An 18,459-nucleotide genomic window follows, 5' to 3' on the forward strand; every position below is an offset into this window, starting at 1 on the left:
AAAGTATCTGCAACTGCACTAGATGAAAAAGCAGATTTGTTATGCTGACATATCAAAGCTACTGGCTGACTAAAGAGCAAATCGAGCAGCTTTAGTTAAAACACCTGTAGTTTGTCGATTTTCGTTGTTTTTATAAATCACCCATTCAAAATAAAAGTTTCGTTGCTACTCTTTGAAATAGTGAAAAATAAAGTGTGATCATTTCAGGAACTATTTTTATGGTTTTACTTATGATAAATTAAACTGAACAATGATGAAAAAACAAATCCAGGTGTTTTTTACCCTTGTTTTGTTAACAGGCTTGGTAAATACCGCTTATAGCCAAGTAAGCAAAGAACAATTGAATGAAGTTTTCGAAGCTCAAAAAACATTGATAGAAGGGAGTGATCGCGACTGCTACCCGGTAAATACAGTAGTGGGAGACCTCAACGGCGATGGAAAACCTGAAGGTGTGGTGCAATATAATTGTGGTTTTAAAGGCAGTATGGGCAATGCCAGTGCTGGTATGGGGTGGGCGATACTTATCAACCGAGGAGGTAAGTTAACCGTAATAATTAACCAAACCAATGTAAACAATACCATTCCTTTGGCGATAGAAAATGGCACTATCAAAGCTCAAAAAATGAAGTACAAAAAAGAAGACGCCCGTTGTTGCCCGTCTATCAAGATAGCCAAAAAATATAAGCTCATTGGCAATCAACTAAAAGAAGTAAAATAGCTTGTTTTGACCAAAATTCCATCAACAAGCGATAGGTCAACTGTATGTATTACTTATCGCTTGTTGATGATCACCTGCTTAGGTTTGTACCACATGGGTAACAAGCCCGGCATAGCCCCCAAACTCCGCCTTACCCACAATGTATACATCAGCTTCGGCGCCCCCTACTCTAAAAACCCGAAGCTCCTGTAGGTTTCTTTTGAGGGTTTCTACCAATCGCTGAAACTGTCGGGCAACCTTGGTTTCTTTAGCATCATACCAACTTTCTTCTGCCACCGAGTTTTTTAAAAACGCATCCAGTTTCAACTCTTTTACAATAGCATCTGGTGCTTCATTTGCCAGGGTTAGTACCTTGTTAGCAGTGAGTTCTTCTTTAAAATCCCAGTAAAAAGACTCAAACGGATAATCAGATTCGCTCATAAACATGAGTCCATCAGATGCCCGATCTAAAGTTTTTAATAAATTTTCTTGTTCATCTGTTGCCATATATCACATAATTTTAGCCTATGGCTGATTTTGCAAAAAGCCGTCCAAAAATACCTTGAGTCAGGGTTCAAAGTACTGAATGACTCGTCGAATGACCTCTTGTTGCTGGAGGAGGGGCAACTCATAAAAAAAAGGCAGCCTAAGCAAGCAATCGGCGTACTTGTCGCTTTGGGGCAAACACCTACCATCGTGTTGCGCCTGATAAAATGGTGATTGGTGCAACGACAAATAGTGAAAAACTGCCTGTATCCCAAATGTTCGTAGGTAATCAATCAATTGGTTTCGTTCAGCGTTACTTTTACAAATTATATAAAAAATGTGGGCATTAGGTTGGGCATAGTCAGGTATTTGTGGCAAGTCGGCATGCCCTTTTTGTGCTAATACCGCCAAACCTTGCTGATAACGTTGCCATATACCCTGGCGTTGGGTTTGAATGTCAGACAGACGCTCTAGTTGGGCATATAAAAAAGCAGCACTGGTATCGGGAGGTAAAAATGATCCTCCTATATCTACCCACTCATATTGGCTCACTTCGCCCCGAAAAAATGCTGCCCGGTTGGTTCCTTTGCGACTGATTATTTCGGCTCGTTTTGTAAAGCGATCATCGTTGATCACCAACATGCCTCCTTCACCACAAATAATATTTTTGGTTTCGTGAAAAGAAAAAGCCGCCAAATGTCCAAAGCTACCCAAAGGTTTACCGGCATAAAAACTATGAATTGCCTGGGCAGCATCTTCTATTACAAATACTTGATGTTTGTTTGCCAAAGCCATGACCGCCTCCATGTGGCAGGCCACCCCCGCATAATGTACCACTACTATAGCCTTGGTTCGGGGGGTAATCAAGTCCTCTAACTGGGTAACATCTACATTGGGGTGAGCAGGGGTACTATCAGCAAAAACTACCCTGGCTCCCCGCCGGACAAAGGCGTTGGCAGTGCTCACAAATGTATAGGCAGGCACAATTACCTCATCGCCAGGGGCTATGTCCAACAGCAAAGCAGCCAGCTCTAGAGCACTGGTACACGAAGTAGTAAGCAGGCATTTGCCAAAACCATAGTGTTGTTCAAAAAAACTTTGACACTTTTTGGTAAACTTCCCATCCGATGCAATCACCATTTGATCAACGGCTGCCTTGATATAGGTAGTTTCTTTGCCTGTAAAATAGGGCTTGTTAAACGGAATTTGCATTTTATATTTTTTTATTGAATAGCCAATAGCAGCTACAAACTCACCGCTAAACCTATTCCTGACTTGCCGTACTCATTGCCATTATACAACATATACCGCTTGTGCTCAAAAGTAAATATTTCTGGATAACAAATCATTTGGCTGTCCCATCCCTCTGCCGAAACATCTAAGCCTACCAGTTCATCTTTTCTCACCCAATCCAGCCCATCGACCGACTCGGCATATCCAATACGATAAGTAGTCGTGTGGGCACTTGCCCGGTATGAGTACCACATTTTATACCTGCCCGCTTCTTTGATTACCCTGGGCACTGAAATAGCATATTCGTACTCATTTTTAAAACCTATAGCTACCTTGCCTTCCCTTTTCCAGTCAATCCCATTGGCCGATTCGGCGTACTTGATATGGTAATAATGTTGCACTTCCCCCGTAGGCTGTGCTTGCCACTGCACACAAGAAAGGTAATACATACGGTAAAATCCTTCTTCTGCCAATACACAATTGCTTGCTACAAAACAGGGGTCATACACGCAACGGTCTAACAAAGGGCCTTGGGCGTGTTTCTGAAAAGTATGGCCCCCATCTTTACTTATCAGCAAGCCAATGGCATTTCTAAAAGGTACACTGCCTCCTGTGTTCCAACCAATATAATACATCCACAATTCGTTGCCCTGGTCGAGCAAAGCAGTGGGCATAATGCCGTTTTGGTCAAACATACCCAGGTTGCCCAGAGGTACTTCTATTTTGAACTCATTGACTACCTTTTGTTGGTGCAAATCATAGTCTATAGCACAAGGCAGTGATTGGTTGGCAAGGTCACGGGTGCTAAAAAAAATACGTATGATATGTGGGGCAATAAAGTGCGCCAACGGTACTGCCTGGTAGTGTTGACGGTTATAAATTAGCCCAAGTTTTTGCCAGCGTTGCATACAATTGTTTTTTGGTGGTCACTATTGATTCTATCGTCAACTATCATTTACTCAGTTTTGCCTAACACAGACTTTATAATATACAGTGGGCGGTTTTTTACCTGATTAAAGATTTGAGCAATGTACATACCTATTACCCCCAGACAAAAAATAATGAGTCCGCCAATGCACCAAATAGAGGCTATAATAGAACTCCAACCTGCCTGAAAGTCAGTATAGGCAAGCTTTTGCACTACAATACTGAGAATGAATAAGACAGAAAAAAAGAAAATACCAAAGCCCATAAAAGCGATGTAAAGCAAAGCGCGCGACGAGAACGAGGTAACCGCACTTAAGGCAGCATAGGCACGTTTACGCCACGAATAGGTGGTGCTACCCTTGTATGGTTTGTCTATAGGGCAGGGCACTTGGTTGAACCCTGTCAGGTGCATAAGCCCTACCGGGTAGGTGTCGGCTTCGTTGTATTGCAATAAGTGCTGCAAATAATTTGGCTTCATAAGCCGTGCCCATGCCTGATTGCGGGGTATTTGGTGTTCGCTGAGTTTGTCAAGCACCCATAAAAACCAATTGCCTAGTACCTTTTTCACAAAAAATCCTTGGCGCTTTTTTACTACTCCGTATACTACGTCTGTGCCTGCTTTGGCTTGCATGAGGGGATAAAACTTTGCCAGGTTTTCGGGAGCTTCTTCCAGGTCAACATCTAAAATAAACACATAGTCGGGGTTGGTTTGCAAAGCATATTGCATGCCTGCAAACATCGCTGGATACTGCCCAAAATTGCGCGATAAACTTACCAGGGTGATGTGAGGATCCTGTTCCATGAGTTGCTTTACCACTTCTACCGAATCGTCGGGCGAACCGTCGTTGACAAATACCAGTTGATAGCTCAGTCCCAGCGAAACAATACAATCTTTGATACGACGATAAAACTCAGGAATGTATGCCCTTGATTTATACAAAGAAGTAACCACCGTGATTTTTTTCATAAATTAGTCACTTGTCTAAGGAATGGTGTAAAAATAAATTTCTATAGTTTAATAAAATATTTTGTTGCTAGACGAGGCAAAAAATCGGCTAATAGCATCGCTATTCGGCTATTTTTTAACAAAGTATAGCCTCAAAAGATGAGGTTAAGAATGTAAATTTATTTTGGTACCATTCCTAAAAATCCAATTCATCGCTTTTTTTGTGCCACAAAATAGTTTTGGCTGGCAAGTATACTTCTTTTTTGCGGGTGTTTTTGCGTATAATTGCCCCTGCCCCTACCAAAGTGGCTTTTGCCAATGTAACCTCGTTGTGTATGGTGGCATTTACCCCCAAAAAACAATTGTTATGAATAGTGCAATAGCCCGATACTACCACCTGCGAAGTAAGGGTAATATGATGATGCAAAACAGTGTCGTGCCCTATATGATTGCCACTCCATAGCACATTGTTGTTGCCTATATGTACAAAAGGTTGAACGGTGTTATCTTCCAGAATCAAGTTATTATCGCCTATGGGTGCTTCGGTAAGAAAAGTACAACGAGAACTGATATAATTGGGCAAAAAATAACCTTTAGCCTTGGTTTGGGTATACATTTGTTCGCGTATTTGATTCATTTTTTTGTAACCAATTGCCACAAAAGCATCAAAGTGATCGGGAGGGTATAGTTGTTCCAGTTGTTCATAAGGCACTACTGGTAAACCTTGCCATACATTGGTTTGAATGTATGCCTCGTGTACCGAAAAAGCCACCACCTCGTAAGAGCTGTCGTGGCTGAAATACCAATGGGCAAGCCGGGCGTTGGTAGTATTGCCTACAATGATCAGTTTTTTCTGTTTTTTCATTGCTCAAATGTCTTCATAAAATCCCTGGCCTTTTCTCCAGTGTTAAATAACAGGTCTAGTATGCTCACCGCGTGCTCAAACGGAGGGTAAAGTTGGGGGTAAGTAGGGTACGCAGTATAATTGATATAATGTACCCTGATATTTGCTTGAGCAAACAAGGTTTCGTCGAGGTAGTTTTTAGCCGCCATTCCTGAGTAGTAGTCAGTGGCTCCTACTTGCTGGCATAAATCCACCAATCGCTCCGTTTTGCCTGTAGTTAAGGTAAAGTTTCTAGAGAACGAAAGGTGGGTTTGAATGCCCAAAACCTGACAGACTTGCTTGATAAAAGCATAATTAATCTCGCTGAGCCACTCACTGGGAGGGTGCATAAACAGAGGAGCAAAAACAGAGGCGTATAACTCAAAAAAAGGCGCTTTGCTATAATTGTGTTGCAATATTTGCCAGTGCTTTTTACCCCATTGGGCATTGCTTACTTTAGTTTCATTTATTTTTTGCAAAAAACGACCCTTGGTTTGCACGGGCACAGACAACCACTGCACCCCCTGAGTAGTTTTAATTTTATTTCTGTTACGCCAGTCGCGTCGGGTATACTGCACCTCGTCATAGATAATAAATTCGTCTACTTGATTGATACTGTCAAAGTAGCCTTTCCAGGGAATATAATTAGATTGACTGATGTACACGCTTTTATTCACTGACATTTTAACATTATTTAGGGTAAATATGTTGTTTAAGCAAAACTATTGCTGAAACAACATCATCTATCTTGAGTTTTTACTTTCAGGCGAAAAGTCAGGGCGTTGGCACACGAAATGGTGATATTACAACCCAGCACAAAACCCAAGATGAATACAATATAAAAAAATCACTAATTTTGTTGTAAATGGGCAACATGCTTATGCTGTCACATAATGCAACAGAACAACCATCTCTAAAATATTTAAATTATGAACAATACCATAAAAACCATAGCATTGAGCTTTTTCTCTGCCATTATAGGTGGCTATTGCTTTTATCTGGTCAACCAATCTTCGGGCAAGAGGAGCAATAGCAATGAACAGAACCTGGTGATACCCGAAAACCGGGACACTAACACCAAAATGGTCAACAATAAGTCGCTCGTTGAACTGAATGGAGACTTTGTAAAAGCCTCCAATGTAGCCACTCGTAGCGTTGTATACATCAAAACAGTGTCAGATGCTAAATATAACTCTTATGATGTATTCGATTTTTTCTTTGGCAATGGAGGTAGAGGTCGCAAGCGGTTAGCGTCAGGGTCGGGCGTAATATTTACCGACAATGGCTACATTGTAACCAACAACCACGTGATAGAAAGTGCCGAAACTATAGAAGTAATTCACGAAAAACGTTCTTACAAAGCAAAAGTAATTGGTACTGATCCCTCGTCTGACATTGCGGTACTCAAAATAAACGCCAAAGGTTTGCCCAGCATTACAAGAGGTACCTCCAAAAAATTAAACGTAGGTGAGTGGGTACTTGCCATTGGTAATCCTTTTAACCTGACCTCTACCGTAACCGCAGGAATAGTAAGTGCCAAAGGGCGCGATATCGCTTTGCTAGGTGGGCAGTTTCCCCTAGAGTCTTTTATTCAAACTGATGCTGCTATTAACCCTGGGAACAGTGGAGGAGCTTTGGTCAATATTAAAGGTCAGTTGGTGGGTATCAACACCGCGATTCTTTCACACACAGGCTCTTATGCCGGGTATGGTTTTGCGGTGCCTGTAGACATTGTAGCAAAAGTGTTTAATGACTTGGTACAATATGGCGAAGTGCAAAAAGCGTTTAGTGGTATCAAAGTAAGTGAGTTGAGCACTAAGCTTGCCCAAAGGTTTAATATTAAATCTAACTCGTTTGATGGAGCTGTAGTAACAGAGGTAAACCCAGACAGTGAAGCCGATAAAGCAGGCATAAAACCTGGTGATGTGATACTAAAAATTAATAGTGTCAAGATAAACGGTAAAAGTACGTTTATGGAGGAAATGAGCTATTTTCGCCCAGGAGACAAAATAAAACTGACCTATCGACGGGGCAAGAGTACCCAAACGGTGCAGCTTAAGCTAAAAAATCGGGAAGGTACTACAGGCGTGCTCAAAAGAGAGATATTTTACTCGAAAAAATTAGGGGTAGAGCTGGAAAAAATTTCTAAAACTGAACGCCAAAAACTAAGGGTAGAAAGTGGAGGAGTAAGAGTACTCAAAGTACGCCGGGGTTTATTTAGTCGTTTGCGTATGCAAGAAGGCTTCGTGATTACCCATATCAACCGTCAGCCTGTAAAAACACCCAAAGAGGTAGAAAGCTTGTTAAGCGACTTGCAAGGTAAAATATATATTCAAGGGGTGAGCAAAGATGGAACAAAAGGCTACTATTCTTTTTACTTTTAGGGTACTCTACCCAGCTTTTAACTTCGTTGAGCTCAGCACAGTAAAACTGTAGCTTCGGTTTTTTAAAAGTACCGTCCTCGCCTCGGTTGTGTGTCTTCACCAACCGATCGGAACCCTAAAATAAGTCGTTTTTAGGCTTATGGGTGGGTTGATTTAGCTTTGCTGAGCACCGACATTCATCGGTATCTAAGGACTCGTAAACTCGGTTGTGAAGACACAAATCAGGGTGAAAAATAGTAGGGTAGAGTACTTTTAGGGTACACTTTGACAGATAAAACCTAAGGACAATGCTTGGTGCTTGCCCTATTAGAGGGCAGGCATTTTAGAGTTAAACCTATAGTTTTGATTAAAAGATTGAAAAAACAGCAGGCGAATAATTCGTTTCGTTGTAATTGAATCTATTGAGGATTAACTTTGCCGCTTTAATCCACTTCTTTTACTTACTTTTAAAAATGAATACATTAAAAACTGCCTTGGGGCGCTTGCGTATCATGGGTTTTCTGGAAGGCCTCTCTTTTTTGGTATTGTTAGGCATAGCAATGCCGCTCAAATACATCTGGCAAATGCCTGAAGCAGTAAAAATAACGGGTGCAGTACACGGGCTTTTATTTGTAGTGTATTGTATCTTGTTGATACAGGTAAAAATAGAACACGAGTGGCCGTTGAAAAAAGTAGGATTGGCAATATTGGCTTCTATTGTACCCTTTGGTCCTTTTATAGCAGACAAGAAACTGTTTGGCGAAGTAGAAAGCACCAGTAATGGGTAGTAGGCATAAGTCAAGGTTGACAAGGTAGGGTTAATAAAATGCCAACAGATGGCATTTCAGCCTTAGGAACGTGATCGCAATAACTGTCCGGTTTAGAACATATCCTCTTTACTGACTTTCGTTACTTTTAGCCTTTGGCAGAGCTCGGCGCAGCAGGGCTGCAGCCATCGGTTTTCGCCGTAGCTATGGCTACGCCTGCAAAAAGTGCCTCAGTCGAGTATACGCCCTCAATCTCGACACTTATTTTGAACATGTTCCTTACCATTATTTTACCAGGCACAATGTTTTTTGCTAATTTGCAAATATGATAAAAAATCAGCACTCAATAAACCATAGGTTTACAGTGCACTCTTTGGTTGTAAAACGAGGCTTTGAACATTGTTACGAAAATGTTCGTGTAACGATACTAAATATAATATAAAAGACTTATAATGAGTTATCCTTACTTGCAGTCTTATAGCTAATTACTTGCTGCTACTTATGTGCCATTTTTTGTGCTTGGTTTAATCCTCAACAACCCTCCGTTTTCACACGAAACCAGATGCTAAGAAAAAGCTAAATGAAAAAATTATGAGTAGAAATAACAGAAAAAAGAAAGATGACCAAGACAATTGGAAAAGTCGCTTAGGAACGGTGTATTCTACCAACCCCGATTTTGAATATGATACTGAAGGAGAAGAGGAAGAAGAAACCTTGCCTGTCAATCAACAAGACTTAAGGGTGATGCTAGACAAGAAAAACCGCAAAGGGAAAGCAGCTACTCTAGTCACTGGTTTTGTGGGTACCGACGATGACCTGAAAGCACTGGGTAAAATGCTGAAGACCAAGTGTGGAGTAGGAGGGAGTGCCAAAGATGGTGAAATTATTATTCAGGGCGATATGCGTGATAAGGTGATGGAGTTGCTCAAGAGTGCAGGGTATAAGGCAAAAAAATCGGGCGGGTAAGCAATACAAGCAGCGAGCTATGCATACAGGAAGGAATATAAAAATAGCCTCAAATGTAATTCGAGGCTATTTGATACTTTTATAGTAGTTATGATGCATTCATAAATCTAGTTTTGGTGGAGAACTCTCGTTCTTGAAGGTACAATTGTGATATATAAGTTACATACGCCTGTATAGTAACCAATGGGCGAATCACGGCCTCTTCGTCAATTTGAATATGGAAGATTTGCTCGCATCGTAAAATCACCCAAATTAAATCTAGCTTGTCTAGCCCCAGGTCTTTGTCTATTCGAGAGTCCAAGCGAATGTTTTGTTCTTGAATAATGCGTTCGGAAATGATTTGCTGAATCTGTTCAAAAACCACCAGACTGATCTGGAGTTTTTTCATTATTTTTTCTATAACGATTCTTTCATATGAATGCAATGAAAGTGCAATTTCATTTGCAAAGCGAATAATTACTGGCTCAGAAGACTCTTTTTTAATCTCCCTGTCCAAAGTGTTCATGATGCGTGATTGTGCCGAATCTGAGATTTCATTCCACTCAGGAAACGACGTCAATAACTTGGTGAAATACTGATACTGTTGGTGGTCTGTAATCGCTTTCATGTTGTCATTATTAAAATTTCGGTTTTTATTGATTAAATTTTAGTGTTGTAACAATTGTGTGTGCGTAATTAGACTTTATTCGTCGTTCTACTTTGACAATTCTAACGGGGAAAAACCTTAAAAGTTTTTTTTAAAATAAAAATATTTATAATAAAAATTACTTGAAAATGCTTTAAGGCTGTTGTGTATTGAAAAAATCATATTTTACAATTGAGGGCATACCGAAATAATAGACTAATTGCCAATTTTATTAGTTTTTATTTCTTCTAACTATCTATCTGTTTAGTTCTGCGACTTTTGCCTGTTTTAGACAGTTGTCGAGTAGTTTATCAGAGCCAATACGCTTTGCTTTATATATGTGTCTCAGTTAGAAGAATATTTTTTATTATTTTTATAGTAAAATATTATTTTGTAAAAAATGTATTATGAAAACTATTGTTTTAAAATAATAAAATAAGCCGTAGAATGTTTATAAGTTGTTTTTTATTGCTTGAGTCATATAATCTTTGAAGAGCACTTGACTACTGCTCCTTCACCAGACAAATTTACACGTATTGTTACTACCTTGCGTTGTGTTAGGGCACTCATTTCTTCTAAAAAAAGCATTGCTCAAGGTAGACTTACTATGCTTTCCAGCGTGATTTTATTCATTAAAAACTTCTGATAAAATGCCACAAAAAAAGGCTTGCTTACCGCAAACCCTTTTTTTGTGATCTCCTACTACCAGTACTCCGCAGTGATTTCAAGTGAGAATTTTTACTGATAACCAGCCAGTTAAACTCTATATGAGCGTTTGTGGTACAAACACTACAAAAAAGAATTTAGTAAAAAACTAACATTACTTTCACTTGTTGATGAGCAAGCATAAGAACATTTATTCGAGTCTGCTGCGGACTTTTAACTATGCTTTTTGTAAGCTACTGAAAATCAACGTGATACAAAAGTGTAGTTACCTGTGAACCGAATCTACAGCAATTTGCTGTGATGAGCTCAACGCAGTTAAACAGGGTCTAGCACCGATATTCATCGGTATCTAAGGACTTGCGACTTGTCGCTTGAAGCTTGCCCCCTGTCGGGGCTTCTAACTAATAAATTCATAACCCATTGAAAATAAGCATACTATGAATTTGTTAGCTCCCTATGAACCAAATCTACAGCAGCTTGCTGTGATGAGCTCAACGGAGCTAAACAGGGTGCAACTTGAAGCTTGCCGCTTAAAGTTGCACCCTGTGAGTGCTGCAGACTATTGTTACTACAAGTTACTTTATTTTTTCTCAAACCTTCGGAACACCTGCCGCTTGTTATCCTGCATTCGCAAAATGTACATACCTTCCGACAAGTTGGTCACTTCCAGTATTTTTTGATTGCTACCTGGCAACCACTTCCCTTGCTGTACTACCTTACCACTCATAGCAATTACTTGCCATTCGATGGCAGTAACAGGGGCATTTTCTAATGCTACATACATCTGGGTAGTGGCAGGGTTAGGGTATAGTCTTACAGGCAGTTCGTCTGTTTGATTGCTCAAGCCAGTTACCTGTTGCAGATCTTGGGTACCACCAGTACGGGCACCGACAAATGTACTCACGCCCGCCTGATAAATTGCTTTGGTTTGGTAATCCTCTACAAACACTACTACCTTCATTCCACTCGTTGCCAGCGTACCAAAGTCCCAGGTAAAGCTCAAATCTTTGGTAGTACCTGTTTGCCACGGCGTGTTGTGGTAAGTACCCGCAGCATCGGGCAACATTTTGCGGGTCACATTATAAAACTGCACCCCATTGCTGGTAACAGATGAGTCTATGACTACTACATGTAGTACCAAAGGACGGTCAAAGCTTTGTAAGGCGGTAATGGTAGCGTTTACTGATAATTGTGTGCCCGATACTGTAGGCTGAGCAATGCTGATGTTAAAAGGTGAAATAATCAGGGTACGGTCTGCATAATAGTCGGTAGCCCACTGCCCTAAAAGAGTATCTCTTGTGTAACCATCTATAATGCCACGAGGCACCTCACGAATGCCATGATGAAAAGCACGTGCACTAGGGTCTTGGGTGTTTTGAGCGTTGATGGCATCTACCGCCGGAAAACCCGTATGGTGATGAATACTAATAATTTCGTCGCTATTGCCAGTGTTCGGGAAATCCTTCGCGGCTTTGTCCAGTGTTCCTGCATCGGTCACCCCTTCGTTGATAAAGTACTCTAGCAATACTACCCGGTTTCGGTTACCAATGGTAATATTGTCAAAGGCAAACCCATCAAGATTTACGTCAGTAGGGTTATCACTATTGCTGCCAAATGCCAGTCTGAAACGAATCATTTTGGTAGTAAAGCCATTCATTTCTTGTAATGCTTCAGTCAAACTAAACCTTGCCGTGCGCCAGGCTTGAGTTGTATTGCCCGACCAGCCCTGGTTGGCAGCATTATTAGTACTATAGCTACTACCTGGTGAGCCCAAAATAGCCTTGCTGTCATACCATTCAATGCCTAAATTTTGCGAACCCAAACGAGCCCAGGTTTTACCATCGTCTATGGTATACAAAAGTACTATACCATCCGCACCTTGGTCAGTGTCTGACCAAAAATCAAACGAAATCATTGGACGACTTAACCCTGTAATATCAAAACAAGGACTTTCAATGTAAGATTGTTCATTGTCGTTGTAGTTATAGGTGTTACTGGCTGGACGATTGGCATTATCACTGTTATCAGTTACCCAAGATGTACCATTAGTACTTGTAATATTAAACCCTTTAGGAGTTTGCAATTTCCAACTTGTACTGTCAATAGAGGTTTGATCTACAGTGACCAACCCGTGGGTAATCCAACCCCCAGTACCCGATTCAAAGTTTTCGGCATATGTTTGTGATTCATTGATGGTGTTGATCGGGAAAATGTCTATGCGTTTGTGCAATATATATGTACCCAATCCATCTTGGGTAGTAATGGTTAGTTTTACCCAGTATGTACCCGCTGCCTGATAAGTATAACTTGGGTTTTGCAGGTTAGACGTCCCAGTGCCGTCACCAAAGTCCCACGCCCAGGTAGCAATTGGGTCGGTAGATGACTGCGACAAGTCAGTAAATTGCGTAGGGTTGTTCAAACAATGTCCAGTAAAGCTAAAGTCTGCACTATAAGACTTAGTAATGGCATCTTCACAAAGATTGACCGAACCAGTATTTACCGAAAGGGTGTAGTTTACCAATTGTGAAGCCGGGTTGTTCCACGATTTTACCGGGTTTTGCTCAGTGCTGGTGGTTGCATCGCCAAAAGTCCAATTCCATTTAGTAGCGGTAGTTATATTTGCTGCAGAAGACGAGAACTTGATAAAATTCTGGTGTTCGTATCGTTCAGCAGTTACTGCAATTCCAGTAGGTACCGACTCAATTGTTACTGTTTGCAACGAAGAACTTTCAGTACAATTACTGCCATTGGTGTAGTCAAACATAATCTCAAAAGATCCCTCACCCAGGGTGCTGGTATTGAAAGTGTTACCACTGTTAAAATTAGTGTATGTACCAGTACTACCCACTCTGCGGTATTTGAAAGTAACCGGGGTAGTAATGATAGAGCCATTATCAATGGGGGTAAGTGTGACCGCCCCAAAGTTGTTACAGTAAGATTGAGTAGTGTTTAACCCAATAAAGTCCAGTATAGGCAGAGCGTTTACTACAATATTGTATTCTGCCGAAGTATTCTTGCAAGTAGTAGTACCATCGGTATAAGTATACCTGATTTGGTATGTTCCAGCAATGCTGTTCCAGGTACTGGCATTGGCATTACTGGCAATAGCTGTTTCTGAAGGCAAAGGGCGGGTGGGGTCAAACATATTGGTAGGATTACCAGTCGCAGGGTCAACCAATGTTTCATAAGTGCCACTTGCACGTTTGATTTCAAAAAACTCAGTGCCTGCATTGAGCGCAAGGGTATGGGTTAGCCCACCAACCGTAGCCCCCAGTGCTACTTTGCCACCGTCTCTGGTACAGTACCCCCCAGTGTTTATGTTGGTAATACCCAACACAGGCAATGTATTCAATTGGAAGGTTTGGGGGGTAGACGACTGCACACAGGCACCACCTACCGAAGTAAAAATATAAGTTACCTGATAGCTGCCCTGCCCACCAAGTTTTGCCAAGTCAATTACATTGTCTCCTGCGCTCAAGTTAAAATTAGTTGTACCATCTTTTATTATTCGGAAATAACCTTGGGTAGCCGGAGTTGCGGTAGTACTGCTACCTGTAAACACTGGGTTTAACGTAAGTTGCCCTCCGTCTATGCAATACTTATTGGCAAGTGGCAGTCCAGTAGCTGCTACTGTAAAGTTTACATTGTCGACTGCCTCTAGAGTAAAACTTTGATGCGACGACACTGCCTGGCATTGAGCTGTGGTAGCATCACGGTATTCGTATAACAATGTATATTTGCCAGCCGCAAAGGTATGAGTAGTAGTATTGGCAGTTGGATCATTAAAATCTATTTCAAAACTCGCACTATTGTGGTCAGTTTTTTCAAAACGAGCTATTTCGGTAGTAGCCGTTTCATCATACACTACAAAAAACTCTGAAGTGGTAGTAGCAGTACTAGGAGCTGCATTGTTAATGGTAGGATTTACTGTCAGTTTCGATGTTTTACATACTGTTGCAGTAGAGGGCAAGCCAGTAAAATTTACGGTGGCTAACGGCGTAATGGTAATATCCGTTTTGTTATCTCCCAGGCAGCTTCCGACAGATTCTCTGATAGTAATAGAACCAGCAGTGCTGCTTCCCCAATTGATGGCTATGTTAGCTGCATTGCTTGCCGTAGTAGTACCAGTACTCACAATGGTTCCGCCCGTGATTGTCCATTCGCAATTGCTGGAAGCACTATAACCGATATTTGTGCTATTGGCGCATACAGTGGTTTGAGGGGTGCTGATCAACGACGGGGTAGACACAGTATTGATGGTTACATTTCCATCTACGGTTTTGTTACAGGTACCATCTGACACTTGCAACGAGAGCGTACCAGTGCCAGTACCTGTCCATTGTACTTGTATAGAAGAACTGGTAGTATTGGGCGAAAGCGTGGTTCCATTAGAAACTACCCAATTATAGCTGCCTAAACCTGTATTGGTAGCTGTATAAGTTACTGGTGTATTGGGGCAAGCAGCATTAAGCGCTGTCCTGCCCGCAGACCCATCGCTGCCCGTAAAATCAATAGTAGGTAAGGAGTTGACTGCAATGTCTAGAGCATCAGAGTTATCACAACCAATGGCATCCTTTTCGGTGACTTTTAATTGATGGGCAGGGGTGGTACTGGCTGTATTCCAGCGAACTTTTACCTGATTGCCTGTACTGCTCCCTATAATATCGCCAGCACTTGCTGGTATCACCTCCCACTGGTAGGTATGGTTAGTGACCGAAGCAGTCTCATAAGTATGTTCGGTAGTTCCATCGGCGCATAAACTAAAGCTTGTTACATTAGTAATCCCAGGCGTAGGAGCTGAGTTAAGCGTGATGTTTCCCAGGGTTTTGGTAGAGGTGTTACAATTTTGTATACCAATTACATTATCAGAAGGGTCTAAATCATAAGTAACAGTGACTATATTGGCTACAATATCTACACTTGTACCAGTGGCATTTGAAGGAGTAAAAGTATAATGAAAGTCCTCGCTTGTCATTACATTATTATTAGGTGCTCCTGAGCAATTTCCGTTATTTGCTATAGCAGCATTGTTACCCGTCTTTGAACCATCAATAGCTACACCATTGGTGGTTACCAAACTATGAATATACTCTAGCTTATCTTTGCTTTGAGAAACCACTTTGGTTACACTAAAAGGGTGGGCGGTGTTATCCCCATTACAGTACCCAGCACTTAATCCTAAGGCATTGGTAGCTGACACTAAAAAGTTTTGGGTGGCTGTGCCTAGACATGAAGTAACCGGGTCGGTATAAGTACAAGTAACTGTATAAGAACCTGCCCCAAGCAATGAAGGGTCAAAGTAATAAGTTCCCCCGTTGTCTTGCACTACTCCTGGTCCTGAAAAAACACCTGTTGTAATATTTGTCCCATTTGCCGAAGCAGTCAAGGCTTCTTTGGCACTACTTGTAGAAAAAGAGGTAGTAGCGTTGGTAATACTCACCACGGTTCTTTTTACATTAAACTTTTGCGTACTGGTGGCTCCATTGCCACAAGTAGCCGATACTCCCTTTACTGTAAGGGTTACCTCTATGCTATTTTCGGTAGCAGGTGCACTGGCAAAGATATTATTTGCGGTATACGCCAAAAAATTATCTGAAGCACCAGCTGGTGTCCCCGAAAAACTTCCGTTGTTACCATTGCCATCAGTCCAGGTAAAGTCCCAGGTATAGCTGGTGGCTCCACTTACTGGTACAATAGTAATTGTTTGTGAATCTCCTTCGCACATATCGCTGATAGTATTGATGGTAGGAGCCGATGCCACACTATTTACCACACTTACACTCTCTTGCAACCACCCACTGGTGCAGTTGCTTGTTTGGTTTTTAAGCCTTACGCTTACCATGCCCGATACTGCACCACTGCCCACTAATAGTGTGATTGTTTCAGAAGTAGTGCTTCCTCCGGTTACTGTCATTCCCGATGGAAACGTCCATTCATAATCTACGCCTACCTCGCTGTTGATAGCATAAGTATAAGACTGTCCTGTACATACATTAGTGGAACCATTGGTTACCGATGGACTCGCCGTGAAAGAAGGAGTGTTGGGAGCGTTTACTGATACCATAGAGGCAAAAGATACGTCATTGTTTAAGCCATCAAAATGAGTGGCAGTCGCAGTGTTACTAGGTTTAAGCGTAACCGCAGTGGCTGAACCTGTTGTTGCCTTTATTTCTAACCCTGTAATGGTAATACTATTGCTAAGAGTGGTAGATGCTGCACTGAAACTATATGCAAGATTTAGCCCAGTAGTTGTCACGCTGGCGTTCAGCGTACTGGCGCCATCATTGTTGAGCAAAGTAGCTACTGGGCTGGCACTAGTATTAAACTCAAAACCAGTAGGCAATGCCAATGTAAGTGTTGTGTTGCCTTGTTTGAAAGCCCCGGCGTGATTTTCGGTGATTACAATAGAACCCAAAGCAGCTGCATTACCTCCGTTGCATAAATTGGTAAGGGTGGGGGCAGTCACACTTACCCCTGGGCTTATATTGATAGAATAACTCGTTGATACTGCTCCATAAGTGCTACAAGTAGTGTTTTGTCCACGCACTGTCATAGATCCGCCGGTAATGGCAGTAGCAGCAGTGACAGTACTAGCTGTAACTGTAATACTATTGGTAGTAGTGCTTACCGTTCGGGTAGTAGCGGTGATGCTCACAGGCGTAGCTCCAGAGGTGGTCAAATCAACAGGAAAAGTCCATTCATAATTGTCGGCATCGGTAATGGCAGGCACAGTATAAGTTTTGCTTTCTCCCCCATAAATGGTATTGCCCCCTGATATAATGCCAGCAGTAGCAGGTGTAGAGGCTAAAGTGACTGTGTGGCTTGTCCAGTTACTGGTGCAGCTACCATTTACTCCTCTTACTCTGATAGTGTAATTAGTTCCGGTCGCATTGGTAGAGCTCAAGTTGATAGATGAAGTAGTAGAAGTGCCCATAAGCCCAGTAGGAATGTCCCACTCATAAGTGCTGGCATCTGTCGAACTAGCTGCAAAACTCACATTTCCTCCATTGTTACAGATAATGGCAGGGTTGGTAGTAAAAACCGGGTCGGTAGGGGTAGGGGTTACAGTAGCCGTAGCAAATACTGTGGTAGCATTATTAATAATGGTAAAATTAGCGCCGCTAGAAGATGAATGCACTTTTAAGGCAGAGGAACTTCCGGTAAAACTATTATTAGCCGATACTTGTAGATTGTTGATGATAAGGGTATTACTTTCGGCGATTGATGCGTTGTCAAAGCTATAAGTAATTTCAAGGGTATTGTTGGTAGGGTGGATTGACACCCCCACTGTAGAGGTAGATGGGTTGGTAAGTACAACTGAAGGCGAACCGCTTAATATAATATTCGGATTGTCAAATTCAAGTACCAAAGTACCTGACGTTTCCTGAAAATCACCCACAGCATCTTCTTGTATCACTATGGCAGGCAATGTAGCCGTGCTTCCTCCTTTGCATAAGTTTACATTGGCTGGAATAATTCCATAGTTTATTTTTTTAACTAAAGCAGGTTTAAATGCAAAAGCACTACTTACAATCATCAAACAATTGAGCAGCAGCAATAAATGTAACTTTTTTGAGGTCAGCCCAAGGTTTATGAGCTTCTGATGGTATTTTGTCGGAGAATAATTGAACATAACGTATGCGATGTAGTTTTATGGTGCCTAACAGGCGTGGTAGAAATAGGTGTTTAAAAAAAATGGTAGTCAAAAGACATAGCAATTCCATTGAGATAAAAAATGTTTATCCGAAGTAGTAGCTGATTCATAAACAATGGCTAATAGGTTAAGCGCCTATATAGGGGCAGAGATGAACGCTGGCTTTATAACAAAACTGATTGTTGGGAGGCCGAGAGTCATTATATAAGAGATTTAACATAACTTTTTACTTTAAGGGTGTATAAT

General features: G+C 41.4%; 12 protein-coding genes. 4 read left to right on the forward strand and 8 right to left on the reverse strand.

Annotated elements, in window-relative coordinates:
• Positions 1-250: 250 nt before the first annotated feature.
• Positions 251-718 carry a hypothetical protein gene (locus M23134_RS34885; protein WP_002705123.1) on the forward strand — a complete coding sequence of 156 codons (468 nt, stop codon included), beginning with the start codon at positions 251-253 and terminating at the stop codon, positions 716-718.
• Positions 719-796: 78 nt separating this feature from the next.
• Here M23134_RS34885 and M23134_RS34890 read toward each other — a convergent pair whose 3' ends face one another.
• The 6 genes from M23134_RS34890 to M23134_RS34915 all read right to left on the reverse strand — a co-directional run bounded on the left by M23134_RS34890 (position 797) and on the right by M23134_RS34915 (position 5,855).
• Complete coding sequence (locus M23134_RS34890; RefSeq protein WP_002705126.1) at positions 797-1,204, reverse strand: nuclease A inhibitor family protein; 408 nt, start codon at positions 1,202-1,204, stop codon at positions 797-799.
• A 60-nt stretch (positions 1,205-1,264) separates the two neighbouring features.
• Positions 1,265-2,395, reverse strand: a complete 1,131-nt coding sequence (rffA, locus tag M23134_RS34895) for a dTDP-4-amino-4,6-dideoxygalactose transaminase (protein WP_002705128.1) — start codon at positions 2,393-2,395, stop codon at positions 1,265-1,267.
• A 32-nt stretch (positions 2,396-2,427) separates the two neighbouring features.
• On the reverse strand, positions 2,428-3,324 hold the full coding sequence (locus tag M23134_RS34900; protein WP_002705131.1) for a glycoside hydrolase family protein: 897 nt from the start codon (positions 3,322-3,324) through the stop codon (positions 2,428-2,430).
• 47 nt (positions 3,325-3,371) lie between these two features.
• On the reverse strand, positions 3,372-4,310 hold the full coding sequence (locus M23134_RS34905; protein WP_002705133.1) for a glycosyltransferase family 2 protein: 939 nt from the start codon (positions 4,308-4,310) through the stop codon (positions 3,372-3,374).
• Positions 4,311-4,485: 175 nt separating this feature from the next.
• A complete protein-coding gene (locus tag M23134_RS34910; protein ID WP_002705134.1) occupies positions 4,486-5,154 on the reverse strand; it encodes an acetyltransferase in 669 nt (222 codons plus the stop codon).
• Positions 5,151-5,855, reverse strand: coding sequence for a WbqC family protein (locus M23134_RS34915; RefSeq protein WP_002705136.1), 705 nt, complete (start codon positions 5,853-5,855; stop codon positions 5,151-5,153). Before M23134_RS34915 ends, M23134_RS34910 begins: the two co-directional genes overlap by 4 nt.
• Positions 5,856-6,101: 246 nt before the next feature.
• Between M23134_RS34915 and M23134_RS34920 the strand changes: the two genes are divergently transcribed.
• The 3 genes from M23134_RS34920 (at position 6,102) to M23134_RS34935 (ending at position 9,268) form a co-directional block, all read left to right on the forward strand.
• Entirely contained in the window at positions 6,102-7,556 is a 1,455-nt protein-coding gene (locus M23134_RS34920; protein WP_002705141.1) for a trypsin-like peptidase domain-containing protein, read from the forward strand.
• 452 nt (positions 7,557-8,008) lie between these two features.
• A complete protein-coding gene (locus M23134_RS34925; protein WP_002705143.1) occupies positions 8,009-8,323 on the forward strand; it encodes a DUF3817 domain-containing protein in 315 nt (104 codons plus the stop codon).
• Between the two features lie 570 nt (positions 8,324-8,893).
• Positions 8,894-9,268 (forward strand): translation initiation factor, encoded by a 375-nt coding sequence (locus tag M23134_RS34935; RefSeq protein ID WP_002705148.1) that lies wholly within the window; start codon positions 8,894-8,896, stop codon positions 9,266-9,268.
• 88 nt (positions 9,269-9,356) lie between these two features.
• Here the strand turns inward: M23134_RS34935 and M23134_RS41930 are convergent, their stop codons facing one another.
• On the reverse strand, positions 9,357-9,875 hold the full coding sequence (locus tag M23134_RS41930; protein WP_002705150.1) for an acyl carrier protein: 519 nt from the start codon (positions 9,873-9,875) through the stop codon (positions 9,357-9,359).
• A 1,264-nt stretch (positions 9,876-11,139) separates the two neighbouring features.
• Positions 11,140-18,192, reverse strand: a complete 7,053-nt coding sequence (locus M23134_RS34945; protein WP_082226771.1) for a PKD domain-containing protein — start codon at positions 18,190-18,192, stop codon at positions 11,140-11,142.
• Between the last annotated feature and the right edge of the window lie 267 nt (positions 18,193-18,459).

The organism is Microscilla marina ATCC 23134, assembly GCF_000169175.1.
GTDB classification, from domain to species: domain Bacteria; phylum Bacteroidota; class Bacteroidia; order Cytophagales; family Microscillaceae; genus Microscilla; species Microscilla marina.